18 protein-coding genes, 1 tRNA gene and 1 other annotated feature are annotated in these 20,758 nt (G+C 43.0%); of the genes, 1 reads left to right on the top strand and 18 read right to left on the bottom strand.

The window, feature by feature from the left end; all coding sequences use genetic code 11:
* The first annotated feature begins 50 nt into the window (after positions 1–50).
* Positions 51–524, top strand: coding sequence for a LiaI-LiaF-like domain-containing protein (locus tag EKC99_RS02010; protein WP_021093848.1), 474 nt, complete (start codon positions 51–53; stop codon positions 522–524).
* A 38-nt stretch (positions 525–562) separates the two neighbouring features.
* Here EKC99_RS02010 and yihA read toward each other — a convergent pair whose 3' ends face one another.
* The 18 genes from yihA to rph all read right to left on the bottom strand — a co-directional run bounded on the left by yihA (position 563) and on the right by rph (position 20,695).
* On the bottom strand, positions 563–1,144 hold the full coding sequence (gene yihA, locus EKC99_RS02005) for a ribosome biogenesis GTP-binding protein YihA/YsxC (protein ID WP_163150245.1): 582 nt from the start codon (positions 1,142–1,144) through the stop codon (positions 563–565).
* Complete coding sequence (lon, locus tag EKC99_RS02000; protein ID WP_163150243.1) at positions 1,141–3,465, bottom strand: endopeptidase La; 2,325 nt, start codon at positions 3,463–3,465, stop codon at positions 1,141–1,143. The genes yihA and lon overlap by 4 nt, the downstream gene beginning before the upstream one ends.
* 113 nt (positions 3,466–3,578) lie before the next feature.
* The gene (lonB, locus tag EKC99_RS01995; RefSeq protein ID WP_042534110.1) at positions 3,579–5,237 is read right to left on the bottom strand and encodes an ATP-dependent protease LonB; all 1,659 of its coding nucleotides are present in this window, start codon (positions 5,235–5,237) and stop codon (positions 3,579–3,581) included.
* Positions 5,238–5,342: 105 nt separating this feature from the next.
* Positions 5,343–6,605 carry an ATP-dependent protease ATP-binding subunit ClpX gene (gene clpX, locus EKC99_RS01990; RefSeq protein ID WP_163150241.1) on the bottom strand — a complete coding sequence of 421 codons (1,263 nt, stop codon included), beginning with the start codon at positions 6,603–6,605 and terminating at the stop codon, positions 5,343–5,345.
* 195 nt (positions 6,606–6,800) lie between these two features.
* Positions 6,801–8,087: a trigger factor gene (gene tig, locus EKC99_RS01985; protein WP_021093843.1), complete on the bottom strand. Its 1,287-nt coding sequence runs from the start codon at positions 8,085–8,087 to the stop codon at positions 6,801–6,803.
* A gap of 101 nt (positions 8,088–8,188) precedes the next feature.
* The gene (locus EKC99_RS01980; protein ID WP_021093842.1) at positions 8,189–9,109 is read right to left on the bottom strand and encodes a DUF3196 family protein; all 921 of its coding nucleotides are present in this window, start codon (positions 9,107–9,109) and stop codon (positions 8,189–8,191) included.
* Between the two features lie 83 nt (positions 9,110–9,192).
* On the bottom strand, positions 9,193–9,777 hold the full coding sequence (leuD, locus tag EKC99_RS01975) for a 3-isopropylmalate dehydratase small subunit (RefSeq protein ID WP_021093841.1): 585 nt from the start codon (positions 9,775–9,777) through the stop codon (positions 9,193–9,195).
* A gap of 12 nt (positions 9,778–9,789) precedes the next feature.
* Positions 9,790–11,205 (bottom strand): 3-isopropylmalate dehydratase large subunit, encoded by a 1,416-nt coding sequence (gene leuC, locus EKC99_RS01970; protein WP_021093840.1) that lies wholly within the window; start codon positions 11,203–11,205, stop codon positions 9,790–9,792.
* Between the two features lie 11 nt (positions 11,206–11,216).
* Positions 11,217–12,326, bottom strand: coding sequence for a 3-isopropylmalate dehydrogenase (leuB, locus tag EKC99_RS01965; RefSeq protein ID WP_021093839.1), 1,110 nt, complete (start codon positions 12,324–12,326; stop codon positions 11,217–11,219).
* 16 nt (positions 12,327–12,342) lie between these two features.
* Complete coding sequence (locus EKC99_RS01960; RefSeq protein ID WP_021093838.1) at positions 12,343–13,887, bottom strand: 2-isopropylmalate synthase; 1,545 nt, start codon at positions 13,885–13,887, stop codon at positions 12,343–12,345.
* Positions 13,874–14,899 carry a ketol-acid reductoisomerase gene (gene ilvC / locus EKC99_RS01955; RefSeq protein ID WP_021093837.1) on the bottom strand — a complete coding sequence of 342 codons (1,026 nt, stop codon included), beginning with the start codon at positions 14,897–14,899 and terminating at the stop codon, positions 13,874–13,876. The genes EKC99_RS01960 and ilvC overlap by 14 nt, the downstream gene beginning before the upstream one ends.
* A 21-nt stretch (positions 14,900–14,920) precedes the next feature.
* Positions 14,921–15,439, bottom strand: coding sequence for an acetolactate synthase small subunit (ilvN, locus tag EKC99_RS01950; RefSeq protein WP_035062890.1), 519 nt, complete (start codon positions 15,437–15,439; stop codon positions 14,921–14,923).
* The gene (gene ilvB / locus EKC99_RS01945; protein WP_009361779.1) at positions 15,436–17,154 is read right to left on the bottom strand and encodes an acetolactate synthase large subunit; all 1,719 of its coding nucleotides are present in this window, start codon (positions 17,152–17,154) and stop codon (positions 15,436–15,438) included. Before ilvB ends, ilvN begins: the two co-directional genes overlap by 4 nt.
* 66 nt (positions 17,155–17,220) lie before the next feature.
* Positions 17,221–17,478, bottom strand: a binding site (T-box leader).
* 12 nt (positions 17,479–17,490) lie between these two features.
* Positions 17,491–18,393: a branched-chain-amino-acid transaminase gene (gene ilvE, locus EKC99_RS01940; protein ID WP_009361780.1), complete on the bottom strand. Its 903-nt coding sequence runs from the start codon at positions 18,391–18,393 to the stop codon at positions 17,491–17,493.
* 263 nt (positions 18,394–18,656) lie between these two features.
* Positions 18,657–18,730: transfer RNA gene (locus EKC99_RS01935), tRNA-Arg, on the bottom strand.
* 80 nt (positions 18,731–18,810) lie between these two features.
* On the bottom strand, positions 18,811–19,323 hold the full coding sequence (locus EKC99_RS01930; RefSeq protein ID WP_163150238.1) for a metallophosphoesterase family protein: 513 nt from the start codon (positions 19,321–19,323) through the stop codon (positions 18,811–18,813).
* Entirely contained in the window at positions 19,320–19,931 is a 612-nt protein-coding gene (locus tag EKC99_RS01925; protein WP_021093834.1) for an XTP/dITP diphosphatase, read from the bottom strand. Before EKC99_RS01925 ends, EKC99_RS01930 begins: the two co-directional genes overlap by 4 nt.
* Positions 19,928–20,695: a ribonuclease PH gene (gene rph, locus EKC99_RS01920; protein ID WP_021093833.1), complete on the bottom strand. Its 768-nt coding sequence runs from the start codon at positions 20,693–20,695 to the stop codon at positions 19,928–19,930. The genes EKC99_RS01925 and rph overlap by 4 nt, the downstream gene beginning before the upstream one ends.
* Positions 20,696–20,758: the final 63 nt, after the last annotated feature.

Genomic DNA, 20,758 nt, shown 5'->3' with positions numbered 1-20,758 from the left:
CTAGTGAACAGATGCTGTTTTAAGTGTCGCACGGAATTGGGGGATTTTCAATGAAAAAACGTGGTATTTTTTCCGGCATTATTTTGATCGGTTTTGGAACGTACTTTTTACTAGAGCGATTTTCACTTTTTCCGTCTTTCCATACGTGGCCAACATTGCTGTTTATTATTGGCATCGCTTTTTTAGGCCAAGCGTATATCGGAAAAGACTACTCCGCTATTTTGTCCGGTGTGGCGTTTACTGGGATCGGCATTCATTTCCATCTCGCTTCACGCCTTTCAGCGTGGCCAGATGATGTAAGCGTGTTGACGCTCATTATCTCACTCGGGTTGTTGTTACAATATGTAAAAACAAAGCAAGCATTGCTTCCTACCATTTTATTGTTTGCGCTATCCATTATTTTTTTATTTTCACATCGGCTTCAACAAGTGTTTACGTCCGTGACATTTGATTCACTCATCCGCATTTGGCCGATGGCGTTCATTTTGCTCGGATTGTACTTATTGTTCGTAAAAAAGGGGTAAATATGCAAAAATGTGGGTCATTCACCCACATTTTTTATTTACATCCATTTTTGTAATGCACCCCATGCTTCATCTTTCCCTTGACCTGTCTCTGCAGAAAAAATAATGAGTTCGTCATCTGGAATAAGGCGCAATGTTTCTTTGGCGACCTTCGCATGTTGTTGCCATTTTCCGCGCGGAATTTTATCCGCTTTCGTCGCAATGACGAGCGTTGGAATGTTGTAATGCTTTAAAAACTCATACATCATCACATCATCTTTCGTCGGGGGATGACGCAAATCAACGATCAACAACGCTGCTTTCAATTGTTCGCGCGTCGTAAAATACGTTTCAATCATTTTTCCCCACGCTTCACGTTCGGTTTTTGATACTTTCGCAAATCCATATCCCGGTACGTCGACAAAGTATAACGCATCATTAATTCGATAAAAGTTTAATGTTTGTGTTTTTCCCGGTTTAGATGATGTGCGCGCAAAATTTTTTCGGTTAATCATTTTGTTAATAAATGATGATTTCCCGACATTTGAGCGCCCAGCAAGCGCAAACTCGGGGAGTTGACCTGCTGGGTATTGTTCTTGCTTGACGGCACTAATCACCATTTCTACGTTTGTAATTTTCATTGACCTTCACCTACCAAAGCATGTTCAAGCACATCATCAATATGTGAAACGAGAACAAACTGCATTTGTTTTTTTACAACTTCAGGGATGTCTTCTAAATCTTTTTCATTTTCTTTCGGCAAAATGACTTTCTTTAACCCTGCGCGATGGGCGCTTAATACTTTCTCCTTTACCCCGCCAATCGCAAGTACACGACCGCGCAATGTGATTTCACCCGTCATACCGACAAAACGGCTCACTCGTTTTCCTGTCAACGCCGAAATGAGCGCCGTCGCTATCGTAATTCCTGCCGAAGGCCCATCCTTTGGTACCGCCCCTTCTGGCACGTGAATGTGAATATCTAACTTTTCATGAAACTCTGGATCGATTCCGAATTCTTTCGCCTTCGAGCGAATGTATGTGAACGCTGCTTGGGCAGATTCTTTCATGACGTCGCCTAGTTGACCCGTCAGCGTCAGCTTTCCTTTGCCAGGAGCAATCGATACTTCAATTGCCAACGTATCTCCACCAGCCGCTGTATACGCCAACCCTGTCGCCACGCCAACTTGATCTTCACTTTCAGCTCGCCCGTAATGATATTTCGGCTTTCCTAACCATTCGCTAACGTTTTTTTCTGTTATGACAACGCGCTTTCGCCCCTCAGATACGATTGTTTTGGCAGCTTTGCGACAAATGGAAGCCAGTTGGCGTTCTAAATTCCGCACACCTGCTTCACGCGTATAATAGCGAATGACTTGCATGAGCGCTTCATCGCGCATATGAAGCATACGCTTTTGCAAACCGTGCGCTTCCATTTGTTTTGGCAATAAATGTTCTTTTGCAATATGAAGCTTTTCAATTTCCGTATAGCTCGGAATTGTAATGACTTCCATTCGGTCTAGCAGCGGACGAGGAATCGTTGCGAGCGTATTCGCTGTCGCAATAAACATCACTTTCGATAAGTCATACGGCTCTTCAATATAATGATCGCTAAATGAATGATTTTGTTCCGGGTCCAATACTTCAAGTAACGCCGCAGACGGATCACCGCGAAAATCGTTCGACATTTTATCAATTTCATCAAGTAAAAATACAGGGTTAATCGTTCCAGCTTTTTTCATCCCTTGAATAATACGACCTGGTAAAGCACCGACGTACGTACGGCGATGGCCGCGAATTTCCGACTCGTCGCGCACACCACCAAGCGAAATGCGGACGAAACGTCGATTTAACGTTTTCGCGATTGAACGAGCAAGCGATGTTTTTCCAACCCCCGGCGGTCCTACTAAACAAAGAATCGGTCCTCGTAACGAATGCGTCAATTGTTGGACAGCTAAATATTCCAACACGCGCTCTTTTACCGTTTCGAGCCCGTAATGTTCTTCGTTTAAAATATTTTCAGCGCGATGAATATCGTGAATATCTTCTGTTTGTTTCGTCCATGGTAACGCAAGCAACCAATCTAAATAGTTGCGAATAACTCCACTTTCTGCAGAAGCGGCCGGCACTTTTTCATAGCGTTCAAGCTCTTTTAATGCAGTTGCTTTCACGTGTTCCGGCATACCTACTTGTTCAATTTTCTCGCGCAACGATTCAATTTCACCAGCTTTTCCTTCTTTCTCACCAAGCTCTTTTTGAATGGCCTTCATTTGCTCGCGTAAGTAATATTCTTTTTGCGTCCGCTCCATCGATTGTTTCACGCGTTGGCTAATTCGTTTTTCTAAATGCAAAATTTCTTTTTCGTTATGAAGAATTTGAATGATTTGATGAACGCGTTCTTTCACAGCAACCGCTTCAAGCAACCGTTGCTTTTCTTCAAGTTTTAACGGCAAATGAGAAGCGATAATGTCCGCCATTCGCCCCGCTTGTTGAATGTCCATGACAGACGTATAAATATCAGCGGACAATTTTTTAGAAAGCTTTATGTATTGCTCAAAATACTCAAGCATTGTGCGGCGCAATGCTTCAAGTTCCATATCGTCCTTTTCATTGTCGGTAAACTGTTCAATTTGCACGACATAGCAAGGATCTTCACTTACCCATTTTAATACTTTTCCGCGCGATATTCCTTCAACGAGCACACGAAATGTCCCGTTCGGCAACTTCAATAATTGCTTCACCCGCGCAACCGTCCCCATATCATATAAATCTTCAAGTTCCGGATCATCAATTTGTACGTCTTTTTGCGACGTTAACAACACGAGATTTTCTTCAACCATCGCTTTTTCTAGCGCTTGTACCGATTTTTCCCGCCCAACGTCTAAATGCAACACTGTCGTCGGAAACACAAGTAACCCTCTTAACGGCAAGAGTGGAATGACTTTATTTTTCTTTCTCGCCACAACCCCGCACCTCCATCATACTTCTATTGCCCTATTGTATAGTACATTATAGAGTTTGTAAAATCTTTCATCGTAAAAAATCGACTTCAACGCTCCGTTGAAGCCGATTGCTTTCACATTCGTTCTGTTTTTGGTAAATGATGACGCATCGAAACAGAACGAACATGTTCGTGAAATAAAAAGGAAAGAACATCACTAATATGATCAACAGGAACAATCTCAATGTCTGTCACTTGTCTTAAAATCGACTGCATATTGCCACGCGGAATAATGACTGTTTTCGCTCCAGCTTGCTTTGCTGCCTTCACTTTCGGAAAAATGCCGCCAACGGGCTTCACGTTTCCATGTACACCGATTTCCCCAGTCATCGCTACCGTTGGATTAATCGGTAAACGATAAATGGCGGAGTAAATACCGATCGCCATCGCAACACCAGCCGAAGGACCATCGATCGGAACGCCCCCCGGAAAGTTGACGTGAATATCATATTGATCGGCAGGAACACCAAGTGTACGTAAAACAGTAATGACGTTTTCTATCGAGCCACGAGCCATACTTTTTCGGCGAATGGATTTTCCTTGTCCGCCAATTTGCTCCTCTTCGACAATGCCGGTCATATTGATCGTTCCCTTTTCTTTTGCCGGCAATACCGCAACTTCAATTTCTAATAGTGCTCCACTATTTGGACCATAAACCGCTAATCCGTTTACTAATCCGACTTTTGCTTCTTGTCCTACTTTTTTCTCATATCGCGGTGATAGTTGGCTTGATTGAATGACCCATTCGATATCTTGTCGTAAAATTTTAGATCGTTTCTCTGAAATGACGATTCCCGCTGCGATTTGTAGCGTATTGACCGCTTCTCGTCCATTCCGAGCATACATCGCAAGCTCATTAACTGCTTGTTCCTCAATCGGAAGGTTTACTTTTTCTGCGGCCTTTTTCACAATTTGGGCAATTTCTTCTTGCTCTAACTCCCTAAAAAATACTTCCATACAGCGCGAGCGAATAGCTGGCGGGATTTCATTTGGCGTTCGTGTCGTGGCGCCAACAAGTCGAAAATCAGCGGGCAACCCGTTTTGAAAAATGTCGTGAATATGATTTGGAATATTCGGATTTTCTTCGCTATAATATGCGCTTTCAAAAAACACTTTACGATCTTCTAACACTTTTAACAGCTTATTCATTTGAATCGGATGCAACTCGCCAATTTCATCAATAAATAACACCCCACCATGAGCATTCGTTACCGCTCCTTGTTTCGGTTGTGGAATACCGGCTTGTCCCATCGCTCCTGCTCCTTGATAAATCGGATCGTGTACAGAACCGATAAGCGGATCAGCAATACCGCGCTCATCAAATCGAGCCGTCGTTGCATCTAATTCAATAAATACAGCATCTTTTCGAAATGGAGATAGTGGATTTTTTTTCGCTTCTTCTAATACGAGGCGGGCAGCTGCTGTTTTTCCAACACCAGGCGGTCCGTAAATAATGACATGTTGTGGATTCGGTCCACATAATGCCGCTTTTAATGCTTTCATCCCATCTTCTTGGCCGACAATATCATCAAACGTTTTTGGACGCACTTTTTCAGCAAGCGGTTCTGTTAATGAAATAGAGCGCATTTTGCGAAGTTGTTCCATCTCTTTTCGTGCTTCTTTATCAATTGAAATTTTTTGTGTGCGTTGACTTTTTAATAAATTTAAAAAGTAGAGGCCGATAATAATCCCGAAAAACAACTGAATAAGTAGCGCAATGTTTGTCCAATTCATGGCGTTCCTCCTGCATATGTATTGTACGCATAGTATCTCCGAGCAAACAAGGAAATAAACAAAAAAAGATCGACTTTCCGATTCGGAAAATCGATCTTTTTCCATTTACGCTGATGTTTTTCGTTCGTACTCGACGATCGTTCCGTCGTGTAAAATGAGAAGCGGTGCTTTTTCCCCGCGTACCGTCTCTGCCGTAATGACGCATTTTTTCACATCTTCACGCGACTGTAATTCAAACATGACGTCAAGCATAATCCCTTCAATAATAGAGCGTAAACCGCGCGCTCCTGTTTTTCGTTCAATCGCACGTTTTGCAATTTCTCGAAGTGCTTCTTCTTCAAATTCAAGTTCGACATCGTCAAGTTCGAGCATTTTTTCATATTGCTTGACAAGGGCATTTTTCGGCTTCACTAAAATATCAACAAGCGCATCTTCATCGAGTGGTTGTAAGCTCGTAATGACCGGAAGACGTCCAACGAACTCTGGAATTAATCCGAATTTTAATAAGTCTTCTGGCAACACTTTCGACAGCAAATCTTTTTCTTCAACTTCCGCCTGCACATCTGAGCTAAAGCCGATCACTTTTTTCCCAAGACGACGTTTAATAATTGGTTCTAAACCGTCAAACGCCCCACCACAAATGAATAAAATGTTCGTTGTATCAATTTGAATGAACTCTTGATGAGGATGTTTCCGTCCGCCTTGTGGAGGAACGCTCGCAATTGTTCCTTCTAAAATTTTCAATAGCGCTTGTTGCACACCTTCTCCCGATACGTCGCGCGTAATGGAAGGGTTTTCTGATTTGCGCGCAATTTTATCGATTTCATCGATATAAATAATTCCTTTTTCTGCACGTTCAATGTCGTAATCTGCCGCTTGAATAAGCTTTAATAAAATGTTTTCAACGTCTTCTCCGACATATCCCGCTTCTGTTAGCGATGTCGCATCAGCAATTGCAAACGGCACGTTTAAAATGCGAGCAAGCGTTTGAGCAAGTAATGTTTTTCCGCTTCCTGTCGGCCCGATCATTAAAATATTGCTTTTCGCTAGCTCGACCTCATCAATTTTGCTGTTTGAATTAATGCGTTTGTAATGGTTATATACCGCTACAGAAAGCGCTTTTTTCGCTTCGTCTTGTCCGATGACGTACTCATCTAAAATTTCACGAATTTCCTTTGGCTTCGGTACGTCTTTGAACTCTACTTCTTCTTCCGATCCAAGCTCTTCTTGCACAATTTCTGTACACAATTCAATACACTCATCGCATATGTATACACCCGGGCCAGCAACAAGCTTGCGCACTTGTTCTTGCGTTTTGCCACAAAACGAGCATTTCAACTGCCCTTTTTCATCATTAAATTTAAACATGATTTCACCCCTTATTTCCCTACTATCATATGTACACGAAAAGAAAAAACGTTATGTATTCGTCATTTTATCATAAATCTTTAAAAGTATGCCAATAAAAACGTAAATGTGCACGAAAAGTTAGAAAACTTTCATTACTGCAACTATATGTGGAAAGAACAAGGCACGTGATGCACCTTGTTCTTTCTCTTCTCATTATGCAACAACTTTGCTGTTTTCAACAAGGAAATCGATTGCTTTGCGCATTTTTAAGTCTTCTTTTAAGCCATCTAATGTACCTAAAAGTTCTTTTAACTTATCGACCGATAAGCTGTAAAGGTTCGCCATTTCCTCTAGTTCTTTTTCTACTTCTTCTTCTGTTACGTCAATGTTTTCTGCTTTTACGATCGCCTCAAGCGTCAATGTGACACGAACACGTTTTTCTGCTTCTTCTTTCATTTGCTGGCGAAGTGCCGCTTCATCTTGTCCAGAGAATTGATAGTATAAGTCAAGGTTTAACCCTTGCATTTGTAAACGTTGCTCAAACTCGCGAAGCATACGGTCTGTTTCGTTTTTCACCATCACTTCTGGGATGTCCATTTGTGCGTTTTCTGTTGCTTTTTGAACAACCGCATCGCGAAGTGCCGCTTCTGCTTCTTCTTTTTTCTCTTTTGTTAAGCGCTCTTTTATTTTTTCTTTTAGCGCATCTAATGTTTCTACTTCTTCATCTACGTCTTTCGCAAACTCGTCATCAAGCGCAGGAAGTTGTTTTGCTTTAATTTCGTGCAATTTAATTTTGAACACAGCTGGTTTACCAGCTAATTGCTCTGCATGATATTCTTCTGGGAATGTCACTTCAATGTCTTTTTCTTCCCCAGCCGCCATGCCGATTAATTGCTCTTCAAATCCTGGGATGAATGTACCTGAACCGATAACAAGAGAATAGTTTTCTGCTTTTCCGCCTTCAAACGCTTCACCGTCAACGAATCCTTCGAAATCGATGACAACTGTATCACCGTTTTCTACTGTTCCTTCTTCTTTCACAACAAGCTCCGCATGACGCTCTTGCAAACGTTTTAATTCTTGTTCGACGTCTTCGTCAGTTACTGTATCATCTAATTTCTCTACTTCAAGACCTTTGTATTGACCAAGCGTCACTTCTGGCTTCACAGTCACTTTTGCAGTGAAAATTAAGCTTTTTCCTTTTTCCATTTGCTCGACGTCGATTTCTGGACGATCGACTGGCTCAATGCCTGTTTCTTCAACAGCTTTTGCGTATGCCTCTGGCAATAAAATATCTAACGCATCTGCGTATAACGATTCAACGCCGAAACGTTTTTCAAATAAAGAGCGAGGAATTTTTCCTTTACGGAATCCTGGAATTTGTACTTTTTTCACTACTTTTTTAAACGCTTCATCTAATCCTTCATTCACTTTTTCAGCGTCTACTTCTACTGTAAGAACGCCTTGATTGCCTTCGAGTTTTTCCCATTTCGCCGACATGTTTATTTCCCTCCAACTTCAAAAATTCATGTAAATGAACTACATATATGTAGGCATACACGGTTTTATGTGTAATACAACCATTATATTATACCATACAATTATATACTTTCAACAGAGAGCCACAATTTTTCCGCTTCATAAAGTTTGGCAACGAGCGGATTTGTCCATACCGTTTTTCCCGTTTCACATTGCTCAACATATGTGTATAATGCAGTCGCCCATTGTTGTGCTGAGCCTTCTGGAAGAAACGGGTATGTCACAACCATGTAACGAAACCATATTTGTTCGCACCATTCATACATCGTTGGATTTTGTGTCGCCCATGTTTGTTCGACGATATCAAGCACTTGTTCTATCCAACGCTTTTGTATTTGTTCGTCGAGTTCGGCTGGAACGACCGTCATCGTTTGTCCAAATTTTTTTACAGTCATCGGCTCCATCACTTGTTCTTTCCTTAATATGCATAACATCGTCGTTTTTACAATTGGATGTTTCATTTCGTCATGTAAATAACGAGAAAAAATAGAAACAAGGTGTGGAACGATGCGCGAATCTAATTGGTGAAGGGTGCGTAGTTGTTTCGGCCATTGATCGCTTTCGAAAATCGCTTCGTATTGTTTTGCCCGTTGTTCGTGCTGAGACCGAATCATTTTTTCACTAAACTGTAAAAGTGGTAAAAAAGGCGTGCAATCGATTCCTTTTCGCTGGAGTTTATGAATGACTGCGACAACTTCATCGTATTGTTGTAAATGAACGAGCATAGAAATGTATACCGTCCAATCCCCTCTGCCGCGCTCTAACAGTTGCTCACATCTTTCTTTTGCCTCTTCTACATGTCCCATTTCAAATAAACAGACGACAAGTGCCATTTCTACATCATCATCGTGAAGTTGCAGCTCTTTTAATTGTGTTAAATACGTATACGCTTCTTTATATCGCTTTTCTTTTAACGCATTCATCCCTTCTGTTAGCAACCGCTCTTTTACATATGGATGCGGAACGACTTTTCGTTTTTTCATATTCGTTCACCTTCGTTTACATTTGCCTTTTAGTTTAACAATGTTTTTGACCAAACTCAACGAAAAACGCCCTCGACGAATCGTCAAGAGCGTGCTTTTTCATAGGCGATAATATATGGTTCATAAACGAAAGTTAAGTCGATTTCATCCCAACCTTTTAAAAGAAGCTGTTTTCGATACGGGTCAATATCAAACGCGCTTGTAAATCCTTCGTCATCAAAAACGACTTGTTGTTCAAGGGAAATAGTCAGCTCATAATCTGACCGCTCCGCTTGTTTTAATAAATACACGACATCTTCTTTTGGAAGTTTAATTGGAAGTAAACTATTTTTTAAACAATTGTTATAAAAAATATCCGCAAAAGAAGGAGCAATGACAGCACGAAATCCGTAATCAGCAAGCGCCCAAGGTGCATGTTCACGCGATGATCCGCAACCAAAATTTTCATTTGCGACTAAAATCGTTGCTCCTTCATTTTCAGGGCGATTTAACTCAAAATGCGGGTTTGGCGTCCCGTCTGGAAGATAGCGCCAATCATAAAAAAGAAATTGGCCAAATCCTGTGCGCTCAATTCGTTTTAAAAATTGTTTCGGAATAATTTGATCCGTATCCACATTGGCACGATCTAAACCAGCTACTTTTCCTTTATGAATAATGAATGGTTCCAACGCGTTCTCCTCCTATCGTACCGCTTCTTTATACAATGTGCGCACATCAACAAAATGTCCGTAAATCGCAGCCGCAGCTGCCATCGCTGGACTAACGAGATGCGTGCGCGCTCCTTTTCCTTGCCGCCCTTCAAAATTGCGGTTTGACGTTGAAGCACAATGCTCACCTGCTGGCACAGTATCCGGATTCATGCCAAGGCACATGCTACAGCCAGAATCACGCCATTCAAAACCTGCATCAATAAAAATTTGAGCAATTCCTTCTTCTTCCGCTTGTTTTTTCACTTGTTGCGAGCCCGGAACGACGAGCGCCCTCACGCCCGGTGCAACTTTTTTTCCTTTCACAATTCGTGCCGCTTCTCTTAAATCGCTTATGCGTGAGTTCGTACACGATCCGATAAACACATGTTGAACAGCAATATCCGTCATTTTCGTTCCTGGCTTTAGCCCCATATATTGCAAGGCTAACTGAACTGCCTTTCTCTCCGTTTCGGTCGCGAACTCTTCTGGATAAGGGACGGTTCCATCAATCGGAGAACTCATCGCAGGCGTTGTCCCCCATGTAACGGTTGGAGCGATTTCACTTCCATCCATATGAATAACACGGTCATATACCGCTCCTTCATCTGTGCATAACTGTTTCCACTTTTCAACTGCCTGTTCAAACGCTTCTCCTTTTGGAGCATATTTTCGCCCGCGCAAATATGCAAACGTTACATCATCCGGAGCAATTAACCCTGCGCGCGCGCCTGCTTCAATCGACATGTTACAAATCGTCATCCGCTCTTCCATCGACAAACGACGAATGACATCACCCGTAAACTCAAGCACATACCCCGTTCCGAAATCAACACCAAACTTTCCGATAATCGCTAAAATGACGTCTTTTGCTGATACACCTGGTGCCAACGTGCCTGTGACGTTCACTTGCATCGTTTTTGGACGGTGTTGCCATAACGTTTGCGTCGCCAACACATGTTCGACTTCACTCGTGCCGATTCCGAACGCTAACGCTCCAAAAGCGCCATGTGTTGACGTATGACTATCCCCGCACACGATTGTTTTTCCCGGTTGCGTCAATCCAAGTTCCGGACCGATGACATGTACAATGCCTTGTTCTGGACTGTTTAAATCGGCAAGCGGAACGCCGAACTCACGACAGTTCCGCTCCAATGCCGTCATTTGATTTCTTGCCACTTCATCTTCAACGACGAATCGATTGATTGTTGGAACGTTATGATCCATCGTCGCAAACGTTAAATCTGGGCGGCGCACTTTTCTTCCTTTTTGACGCAATCCTTCAAACGCTTGCGGCGATGTCACTTCATGAACGAGATGTAAGTCAATATATAATAAATCCGGTTTTCCATCTTCACGGTATACAACGTGCTCATCCCAAATTTTTTCAATAATCGTCTTTGGCGCCACCTCAATCCCTCCTACACATACACTTGCATAATTCGTTCAATTGCTACATCGTCTAAAATAGCATCTTTTACCTTTTCGACCATTTCTGTCGTCGATAATACACAATCACCTTGTTGAGCAATGTCTGCAGTACGATACCCAGCATCCAACACCTGCTTAACAGCTCGTTCGATGACATCGGCCTCTTCTGTCAATCCGAACGATAAACGAAGCATCATCGCCGCCGATAAAATCGTTGCAAGCGGATTCGCTTTATTTTGTCCAGCAATGTCTGGAGCCGAACCGTGAATCGGTTCGTATAATGCCGGTCCGTCAACAGACAAGCTTGCCGACGGAAGCATGCCGAGCGATCCTGTTAACATCGATGCTTCATCGCTTAAAATATCGCCAAACATATTTTCTGTTACAATGACGTCAAACTGTTTGGGAGAACGAACGAGCTGCATAGCGGCATTATCGACAAGCATATGTTCCAGTTGAACGTCTGGAAAACGTTTAGCGACTTGTTCAGCTACCTCGCGCCACATGCGACTTGACTCTAACACATTCGCTTTATCAACAGACGTTACTTTTTTCTTTCGCTTTTGTGCAAGTGTAAAAGCAAACGTAATGATGCGCTCGATTTCTGCTCGTTTATAAAACAACGTATCAACAACCGTTTCTTCTCCTTTTTCCACACGCCGTTCACTCGGTTTTCCGAAATATAAGCCTCCGACTAACTCCCGAACGATAACAAAGTCGGCTCCTTCAATCACATGTGATTTTAATGGTGAAGAAGCTGATAAGCTGCTATAAAACGTCACCGGGCGAATATTTGCAAATAAGTTCATTTCTTTCCGAATTTGCAACAGTCCTTTTTCGGGACGAACGTGCGGCGGATGACTGTCCCATTTCGGTCCACCAACAGCACCAAGCAATACCGCATCGCTTTGTTTGCACATTTGAAGCGTTTGTTCTGGAAGCGGTGTTCCTTCACGGTCGATCGCTTCTCCACCGATCAAACCGTATGAAAAATGAAACGTATGGCCGAAACGATCACCAATTGCTTGCAAAACTTTTACCGCTCCTTTTGTCACTTCTTTTCCAATGCCATCCCCAGGTAACACAGCGATACGATACATAAGACATCCCCCTTCGTTATTGCGCGGCAAGCGCTTGTTCTTCTTTCATTTTTCCAATGACAAACATACGATTGACGGCGTGAATATATGCTTTGGCTGATGCTTCTAGCACATCTTGTGCCGTTCCACGTCCGCTTGCTTCTTTCCCATCGAGCGATACTTTCACATATACTTGCGCTAAAGCATCACGTCCGCTTCCAACGGATTCAATGCGATAGTCAAGCAACGTCACCGGCAATTGCAGCGCTTTTTCTAAAGCGTTATATAGCGCCTCGACACTACCAGCTCCCGTTGCCGCTTCTTGAATGTCGTTTCCTTCTCCATCTTTCAGTACAACAACGGCTGTTGGAATTTGATTTGTCCCGTACTGCACTTGAATCGAACATAATTGGTAAAAGTTTTTATACGTATCTAGCTTTTCATCTAAAATAAGGGCAATTAAATCATCATCGGTAATATCTTTCTTTTTATCTGCTAAATCTTTAAAGCGAACGAATAAACGATTCACTTCTTCTTCTGTTAACGCATAACCAAGCTCTTGAATGCGCGTGCGAAACGCATGGCGTCCCGAATGTTTTCCGAGCACCATCGAATTCGATTGCACGCCAACAAGTTGCGGAGATATAATTTCATACGTTGTTTTTTCTTTTAATACTCCGTCTTGGTGAATGCCTGATTCATGGGCAAAAGCGTTTTTACCGACAATCGCTTTATTTGGTGGAACAATCATTCCTGTTAGCTTGCTTACGAGGTTGCTCGTTCGTTTAATCTCTTGCAAGTTCAAGCGCGTCTCAGCCTGATAGTAGTCTTTGCGAATATAAAGCGCCACCGCCACTTCTTCAATTGCAGCGTTTCCTGCTCTCTCGCCAATGCCATTGATCGTTCCTTCAATTTGTGTCGCTCCCGCTTCAATAGCCGCAAGCGAATTGGCGACAGCCATTCCTAAATCATCGTGACAATGAGCAGACAAGCTAATTTTTTCAATATTCCGAACATTTTTCTTTAAAAAAGAGAATATGTCGCCATATTGTTTCGGAGTAATATAGCCGACTGTATCTGGAATATTAATGACGTTCGCTCCTGCTTCGATCACTCGTTCGATAATCGTCGCAAGAAACGGAAGATCGCTTCGACATGCATCTTCTGCTGACCATTGTACAATCGGAAAATATTTTTTCGCATAACGAACAGACTCAACGGCTGTTTCAATCACTTGTTCTGGTGTCATGCGCAATTTATATTGCATATGAATAGGTGACGTTGCGATAAATACGTGTAATCGTGGTTCCGCTCCGTCTTTTAACGCCTCCCACGCCGCATCGATGTCGGACTGAACAGAGCGAGAAAGACCTGTAACCGAACAGTTGCGAACGGTTTGAGCGATCGCTTGAACGGCTTGGAAATCACCTTTTGATGCGGCAGGGAATCCCGCCTCGATGATATCTACACCGAGGCGTTCTAACTGCCGAGCAATTTCTAGCTTTTCATGCAAGTTTAAATTGACGCCTGCAGACTGCTCTCCGTCACGCAACGTCGTATCAAAAATGTTAATTTTTCGCACCGACCGTCACCACATCTTTCTGTTTAGCGTTGACAAACGGCATCATTTTACGTAATTCGCGGCCAACAACTTCAATTAAATGTTCGTTTTCGCGGCGGTTAATCGCGTTAAACTCCGGACGATTCGCTTGATTTTCTAAAATCCAACCTTTTGCAAACTTCCCTGTTTGAATGTCTTCGAGCACTTTTTTCATTTCTGCCTTTACTGCGTCGTTAATGATGCGTGGACCTGTAACAAAGTCACCCCATTGTGCTGTATCAGAAATAGAATAACGCATGCCTGCCAAACCGCCTTCGTACATTAAATCAACAATGAGTTTTAACTCATGTAAACATTCGAAATATGCGATTTCCGGTTGATATCCCGCTTCAACGAGCGTTTCAAATCCTGCTTTGACAAGGGCAGTCAACCCGCCGCAAAGAACCGCTTGTTCACCAAATAAATCCGTTTCTGTTTCTTCTTTGAATGTCGTTTCAATCACGCCTGCTCGAGCCGAACCGATCGCTTTTGCATACGCGAGCGCTATTTCTTTCGCTTCGCCGCTTACATTTTGATATACAGCAATTAACGCTGGTACACCTGCTCCTTCTGTATATGTGCGACGAACTAAATGACCTGGTCCTTTCGGTGCAACTAAAAAGACATCCACATCGCTCGGTGGGACAATTTGGTTAAAATGAATATTAAACCCGTGTGCAAACACGAGCGCATTTCCCGGCTGTAAGTTTGGTGCAATTTCTTCTTTATACACTTTCGGCTGATGTTCGTCTGGAAGTAAAATCATTACAATATCCGCTTGCTTTGTCGCTTCATCCACTGGCAAGACGACAAATCCATCTTGTTCTGCTTTTTCCCACGATTTCCCTTTTCTTAATCCAATGATAACATCAACGCCGCTATCGCGAAGGTTTTGCGCGTGGGCATGACCTTGAGATCCGTATCCGATAATCGCTACTTTCTTCCCTTGAATGTAAGCTTCGTTTGCATCGCCATTGTAATATACTTTTACCATAATAAAATCCTCTCCTTTAATTTAAATGATGAATAGTGATTTATTTGTTGATGATGCGCGTTGTGAACCGCGCGGAAACGCTGTTGTTCCTGTTCTTGCAACTTCCTTTAATCCGTATGGCTTCAATAAGTCGATGAGCGCATCAATTTTTTCTGGCTCACCTGTTACTTGAACGACAAGACTATCGCGGGCCACATCGACAATCGCTGCACGAAACGGTTCAATCAATGTATAAATTTCGCCACGCGTCGCCGGTGTAACCGCTACTTTAATTAAAGCAAGCTCTCGAACGATAATCGCTTGATCGGTAATATCGACAACTTTTAACACATCAATTTGTTTGTTTAATTGTTTTGTAATTTGTTCAGCAATGCGCTCATCATCTACATTGACGACAAACGTCATGCGTGAAACACCTTCTGTTTCCGTATGACCAACTGTAATGCTTTCAATGTTGTAATGTCGCTTCGTAAACAAACCTGTAATGCGATTTAATACACCCGGACGGTTGTTTACTGTCATTGTAATAATTCGCTTCACCATTTCACCCCCACCATCTCATGAAGTCCTTTCCCAGGAGCTACCATCGGATAGACGTTTTCCCCTGGATGAACATGAAAATCAAGTAAAACTGGTGCATTTGTCGCAAATGCTTCTTTCAATACGTATTCTGCTTCTTCTTCCGTCGTTGCGCGCATCGCTTTCATGCCGTATGCTTCCGCTAACCGAACGAAATCCGGTTGATTCGGAATGAGTGAATGAGAATATCTTTTTTCGTAAAAAATTTCTTGCCATTGACGCACCATACCGAGCGCTTGATTGTTCACGATGACAATTTTAATTGGCAAATTCAACTCTTGAATAACCGATAGCTCTTGTAATGTCATTTGAAACCCACCGTCACCAACGATCGCTACAACCGTCGCTTCTGGTTGTGCCAATTGAGCGCCAATTGCCGCTGGCAAGCCGAATCCCATCGTTCCAAGCCCACCGGATGTAACCCAACGATGTGGCTGTTTAAATTTATAATATTGGGCGACCCACATTTGATGTTGACCGACATCTGTCGTCACAACCGCTTCACCGTTTGTATATTCGTGAATCATTTCAATGAGCCGCTGCGGTTTGAGTACGCCTGGTTCGCGTTTGTACATGAGCGGATATTCGCGTTTCCATTCGTTTAACTTGTTCAGCCACTCTGATACATCTGGTCGCTTTCCGTTTTGTTCAATTAATTGAATGAGTGCTTCTTTCGCATCCCCAACGATCGGAATTTTTGTTGGCACATTTTTTCCAATCTCTGCTGGATCGATATCGATGTGAGCGACCGTTGCTTTTGGTGCAAAATGCGCTAAATTTCCAGTCACCCGATCATCGAATCTTGCGCCGACATTAATGAGCAAATCACACTCATACAATGCCATATTTGCTGTGTACGTTCCGTGCATTCCTGCCATTCCGAGAAATAGCGGATGGTCGGCAGGAAATCCACCAAGTCCTAAAAGCGTATGAATCACAGGAATATTTTGTTGTTCGGCATATTGTTTTAACTGTTCATGGGCGTTCGCATGGAGAACACCTGCTCCAGCTAAAATGACCGGGCGTTTTGCTTGGCTAACGGCTTCAACAAGCTTGCGAATTTGCAAATGGTTCGGTTTTGTTGTCGGCTGATAACCCGGCAACTGTACGTCTTGTTCGTAATCAAACTCCGCTTCAGCAACGGCCATATCTTTTGGAATATCGATTAATACAGGACCTGGGCGCCCCGTTGTTGCAATATGAAACGCTTCTTTAATGATTTTTGGCAGCTCGTGTATGTCGCGTACTTGGTAACTATGTTTTGTAATAGGCATTGTAATTCCTAACACATCCGCTTCTTGGAAGGCATCTGAACCGATGACATTTGATGCCACTTGCCCTGTAAAGACGACGAGCGGAATGGAATCCATCATTGCATCTGTTAAACCTGTCACGATATTTGTCGCACCCGGTCCAGATGTAGCGATGACGACACCAGGTTTTCCTGAAATGCGAGCATATCCTTCCGCTGCATGAATGGCGCCTTGTTCGTGACGTGTTAGCACGTGGAATACGCCTGATTCATAAAGCTTGTCGTAAATCGGTAACACAGCACCTCCCGGATACCCGAAAATCACTTTCACGTTTTCTGCTTTGAGCGCTTCAATTAACATGAGCGCCCCACATAACGTTTGCTTTTTTGCTACTCTTTCTTTCACTTTCATATTCGCTGCCATTTTTTCACCCCTAAAAAAATGTGAAATAAGAAAAGCCTTCTCACCCCTCCATCGGTCCACGTGGACCAAAGGGGCGAAAAGGCTTGCATCCTTCCCGCGGTACCACCCTTCTTCGTGGCAAAGCCACCTCAGGAGCACGCGACGATCGTCGCAGCGCTCGTTTTAATAACGAGTGACGTGCACCCGTCCGTCCCTACTAGAACGAATCGTTCAAGACGGCGCTCCGAGGGGAGTTCACTAACGGAGACATCACCGGTTTTCAGCTTCCCCGGCTCTCTGTAGATGCCCGACCCGCTAGCTACTTATCCTCTTCAACGCTTTTTTCTTATTTACTTGTCATCCTGCATTCACATTTTGTGTAGCATACACTTTTACGCCTTCTGAAACGACTCGTTTGCGAAACTCTTCTAACAATCGTTTTGTATGTTCGCCCGGTACACCGTCGCCAATGACACGACCATCGACTTTGACGACCGCAATGACTTCTGCTGCGGTTCCTGTTAAAAATACTTCGTCTGCCGTGTACACATCATGACGAGTGAACGGTTCCTCTTTAACGACATAGCCGAGGTCTTTAGCGATGTCCATGATCGCATCGCGCGTAATGCCTTCAAGTGCCCCGACATATCCTGGTGGTGTATATAACACGCCGTTTTTGACGATAAATACGTTATCTGCTGAGCCTTCAGCGACATATCCTTGGTCGTTGAGCATGAGCGCTTCGCTGACGTTTGCTAAATGCGCTTCAATTCGCACTAATACGTTGTTTAAATAGTTTAACGATTTTACTTTCGGACTTAGTACATCTGGTCGATTTCGTCTCGTTGCTACAGTAACGACCTCAATGCCCGTTTCATATAAATGTTTTGGGAAGATTGCCAACGGTTCAACGATGACGACTACTTGTGGCTTCGGACATTTGTATGGATCAAGTCCAAGGTCACCGACACCGCGCGACACGACCACGCGAATATAAGCGTCTTCAAAGCCGTTTTTTTGCACCGTCTGGACGATAATATTTGTTAATTCTTCTTTTGTGTACGGAATGTTCAATAAAATAGATTTCGCTGAATTGTATAGGCGGTCAATATGTTCTTTCATGCGAAACACGTTGCCGCTGTACACGCGAATGCCTTCAAACACCCCATCCCCATAAAGAAAACCGTGATCGTATACAGAGATTTTCGCATTTTCTTTTGTGACAAATTCATCGTTCAGAAAAATCCACTGTTCACTCAATGTTTTTCCCCTCTTCCCCTGTTCGCCGTCTCTTGCTTCTTATGTTGATTGCGACTTTTGTTAGATTTATTTGAAAATTATCATACGACCATTTACCAAAAGAGTCAATACTATTTCATCGAATTTTTTGATTATTTCGATTAGTTAAAATGTTATGTATCCGCTTACATAATTGATATATCAAGGAAAAGAAAGGGTATAAAAAATTTTGAACATTTTTTGACTAATAAAAAAGCCCCTTGCTTGTGCAAGGGGATTACTAGCGTCCCAGGAGAGATTCGAACTCCCGACCGACGGCTTAGAAGGCCGTTGCTCTATCCAGCTGAGCTACTGGGACATATGATCTTGGTTTGGACAATTGTTATTGTAATGATGTTTATGAAAAAAGTCAATAGGGGCGGCGGAATTTTCTTGCCCCTATTGTGTTTTGTATATGCTCGTTACATCATGAAGGAGTTGGCCGTCGATGTTGTAAAAATGTACGGTTATGTTTGTTTCGTCTATATGAAGCATAGCATATGTTTTTTCACGACGCAGACGCGGTAAATAAATGCTTCCTGGATTAATGAAAAGGACGTCATCGATTTGTTCACATCCTGCAATGTGCGAGTGACCGAAGCAAACGATGCGTGCCCCGACTTCTTTTGCTTTATAATATAGGTTCATGAGCGTCATTTTGACGTTGTACAAGTGACCATGTGTAATGAAAAAGCGAACACCGTTCACATCTTCAACAAGATCGGTTGGAAAACGACGTTCATGGTCGCAATTTCCTCGCACAACAAGCATATGTTGCAACGCTTCATGATCGCTCATCAACTCCGAGTCACCGCAATGAATGATTGCATCGACATGTTGTTTATGACGTGAAACGATTGTTTGTAATTCAGTTGTTAATCCGTGGCTATCGCTTATGATTAATACGTTCACGACTCATTCCCCTTTTCAAACAGCTTGTCCCATATGCTCAAAAGATGTTGTAACGCCTTTGCCCGATGGCTTATTTCATTTTTCTCCTCTTTTGTTAATTGGGCCATCGTTCGTTGTTTTTCAGGCACGTAAAAAATCGGGTCGTACCCGAAACCGTTCTCACCTATTGGCTCTTCTGTAATATAGCCTTCGCACACACCGTCTACCGTCGTTGTTTCCCCGTTCGGTTTTGCAACAGCTAACGTGCAATGAAAACGGGCGGTTCGTTGTTCAAAAGGCACACCTTGTAACTTTGTAAGCACTTTTTCAATGTTTGCTTGATCGTCTTTTCCCTCGCCAGCGTAGCGAGCCGAGTACACGCCCGGCTCACCGTTTAGCGCATCGACGATTAAACCAGAATCATCTGCAATGACGACTTCATGAAGCATATTCGCAATCGTCGTTGCTTTTAATATCGCATTGTCTGTAAACGTCGTTCCCGTTTCTTCAACATCCGGTATGTCATCGTAGTCAAGAAGCGAACGAACGTCGATTCCTTTTTTCGCAAACAATTGTTGAAACTCGGCTACTTTTCCTTTGTTTTTTGTAGCAATGATCATCCGCTTCACTTTGCTTCTTCCCCTTCCGAACGATGTTGCATAATTTGTTCCGCAAGGGAACCGAGCGCTTCTTTTTGTCGAGCAATCAGCTCGTGAATGCCTTTTTCAGCAACCGTTAATAAATCGAGCAACTGCTCGTATGAAAATGTCGCTTCTTCCCCTGTTCCTTGAATTTCAACAAAGCGCCCCGAGCCTGTCATGACAATATTCATATCGACATGTGCTTTTGAATCTTCAACGTAATTTAAATCTAAAATAATGCCATGCTCTTCATCTATTCCGACTGATGTGGCAGCTAAAAAATCTGTAATCGGGAGCGTCGGTATTTTTTTTTCTTCGACCATTTTTCCAAGCGCCAACGTCATGGCGACAAATGCCCCTGTAATTGACGCTGTGCGCGTTCCACCGTCCGCTTGAATGACATCACAATCAATCCAAATCGTTTTTTCCCCTAATTTTTGCAAATCAACAACAGAACGAAGCGCCCGGCCAATAAGCCGTTGAATTTCCATCGTTCGCCCTGACAACTTTCCTTTGCTTGCTTCGCGAATGTTTCGTTGCTCGGTTGCGCGCGGAATCATCGCATACTCCGCAGTAATCCATCCCTTTCCACCTCCACGCATAAACGGTGGAACTTTATCTTCGATGCTTGCTGTACAAATGACTTTCGTATCGCCAATTGCAATGAGCACCGAGCCTTCTGGATGTTTTAAATAGTTCGGTTCAATATGTACGGGACGAAGCTCTTCATTTGTTCTACCATCTACTCTCACAAAAAATCCTCCTCAATGTATGTTCACGAAATAAGAGGCAGGAACACTGCCTCTCGACGATGA

The sequence above is a fragment of the Anoxybacillus sp. MB8 genome, from assembly GCF_011006755.1.
Lineage (GTDB): Bacteria > Bacillota > Bacilli > Bacillales > Anoxybacillaceae > Anoxybacillus > Anoxybacillus gonensis.
The sequence above is the reverse complement of the archived record's forward strand: the minus strand, read 5'-3'. Positions and strand labels throughout refer to the sequence as shown.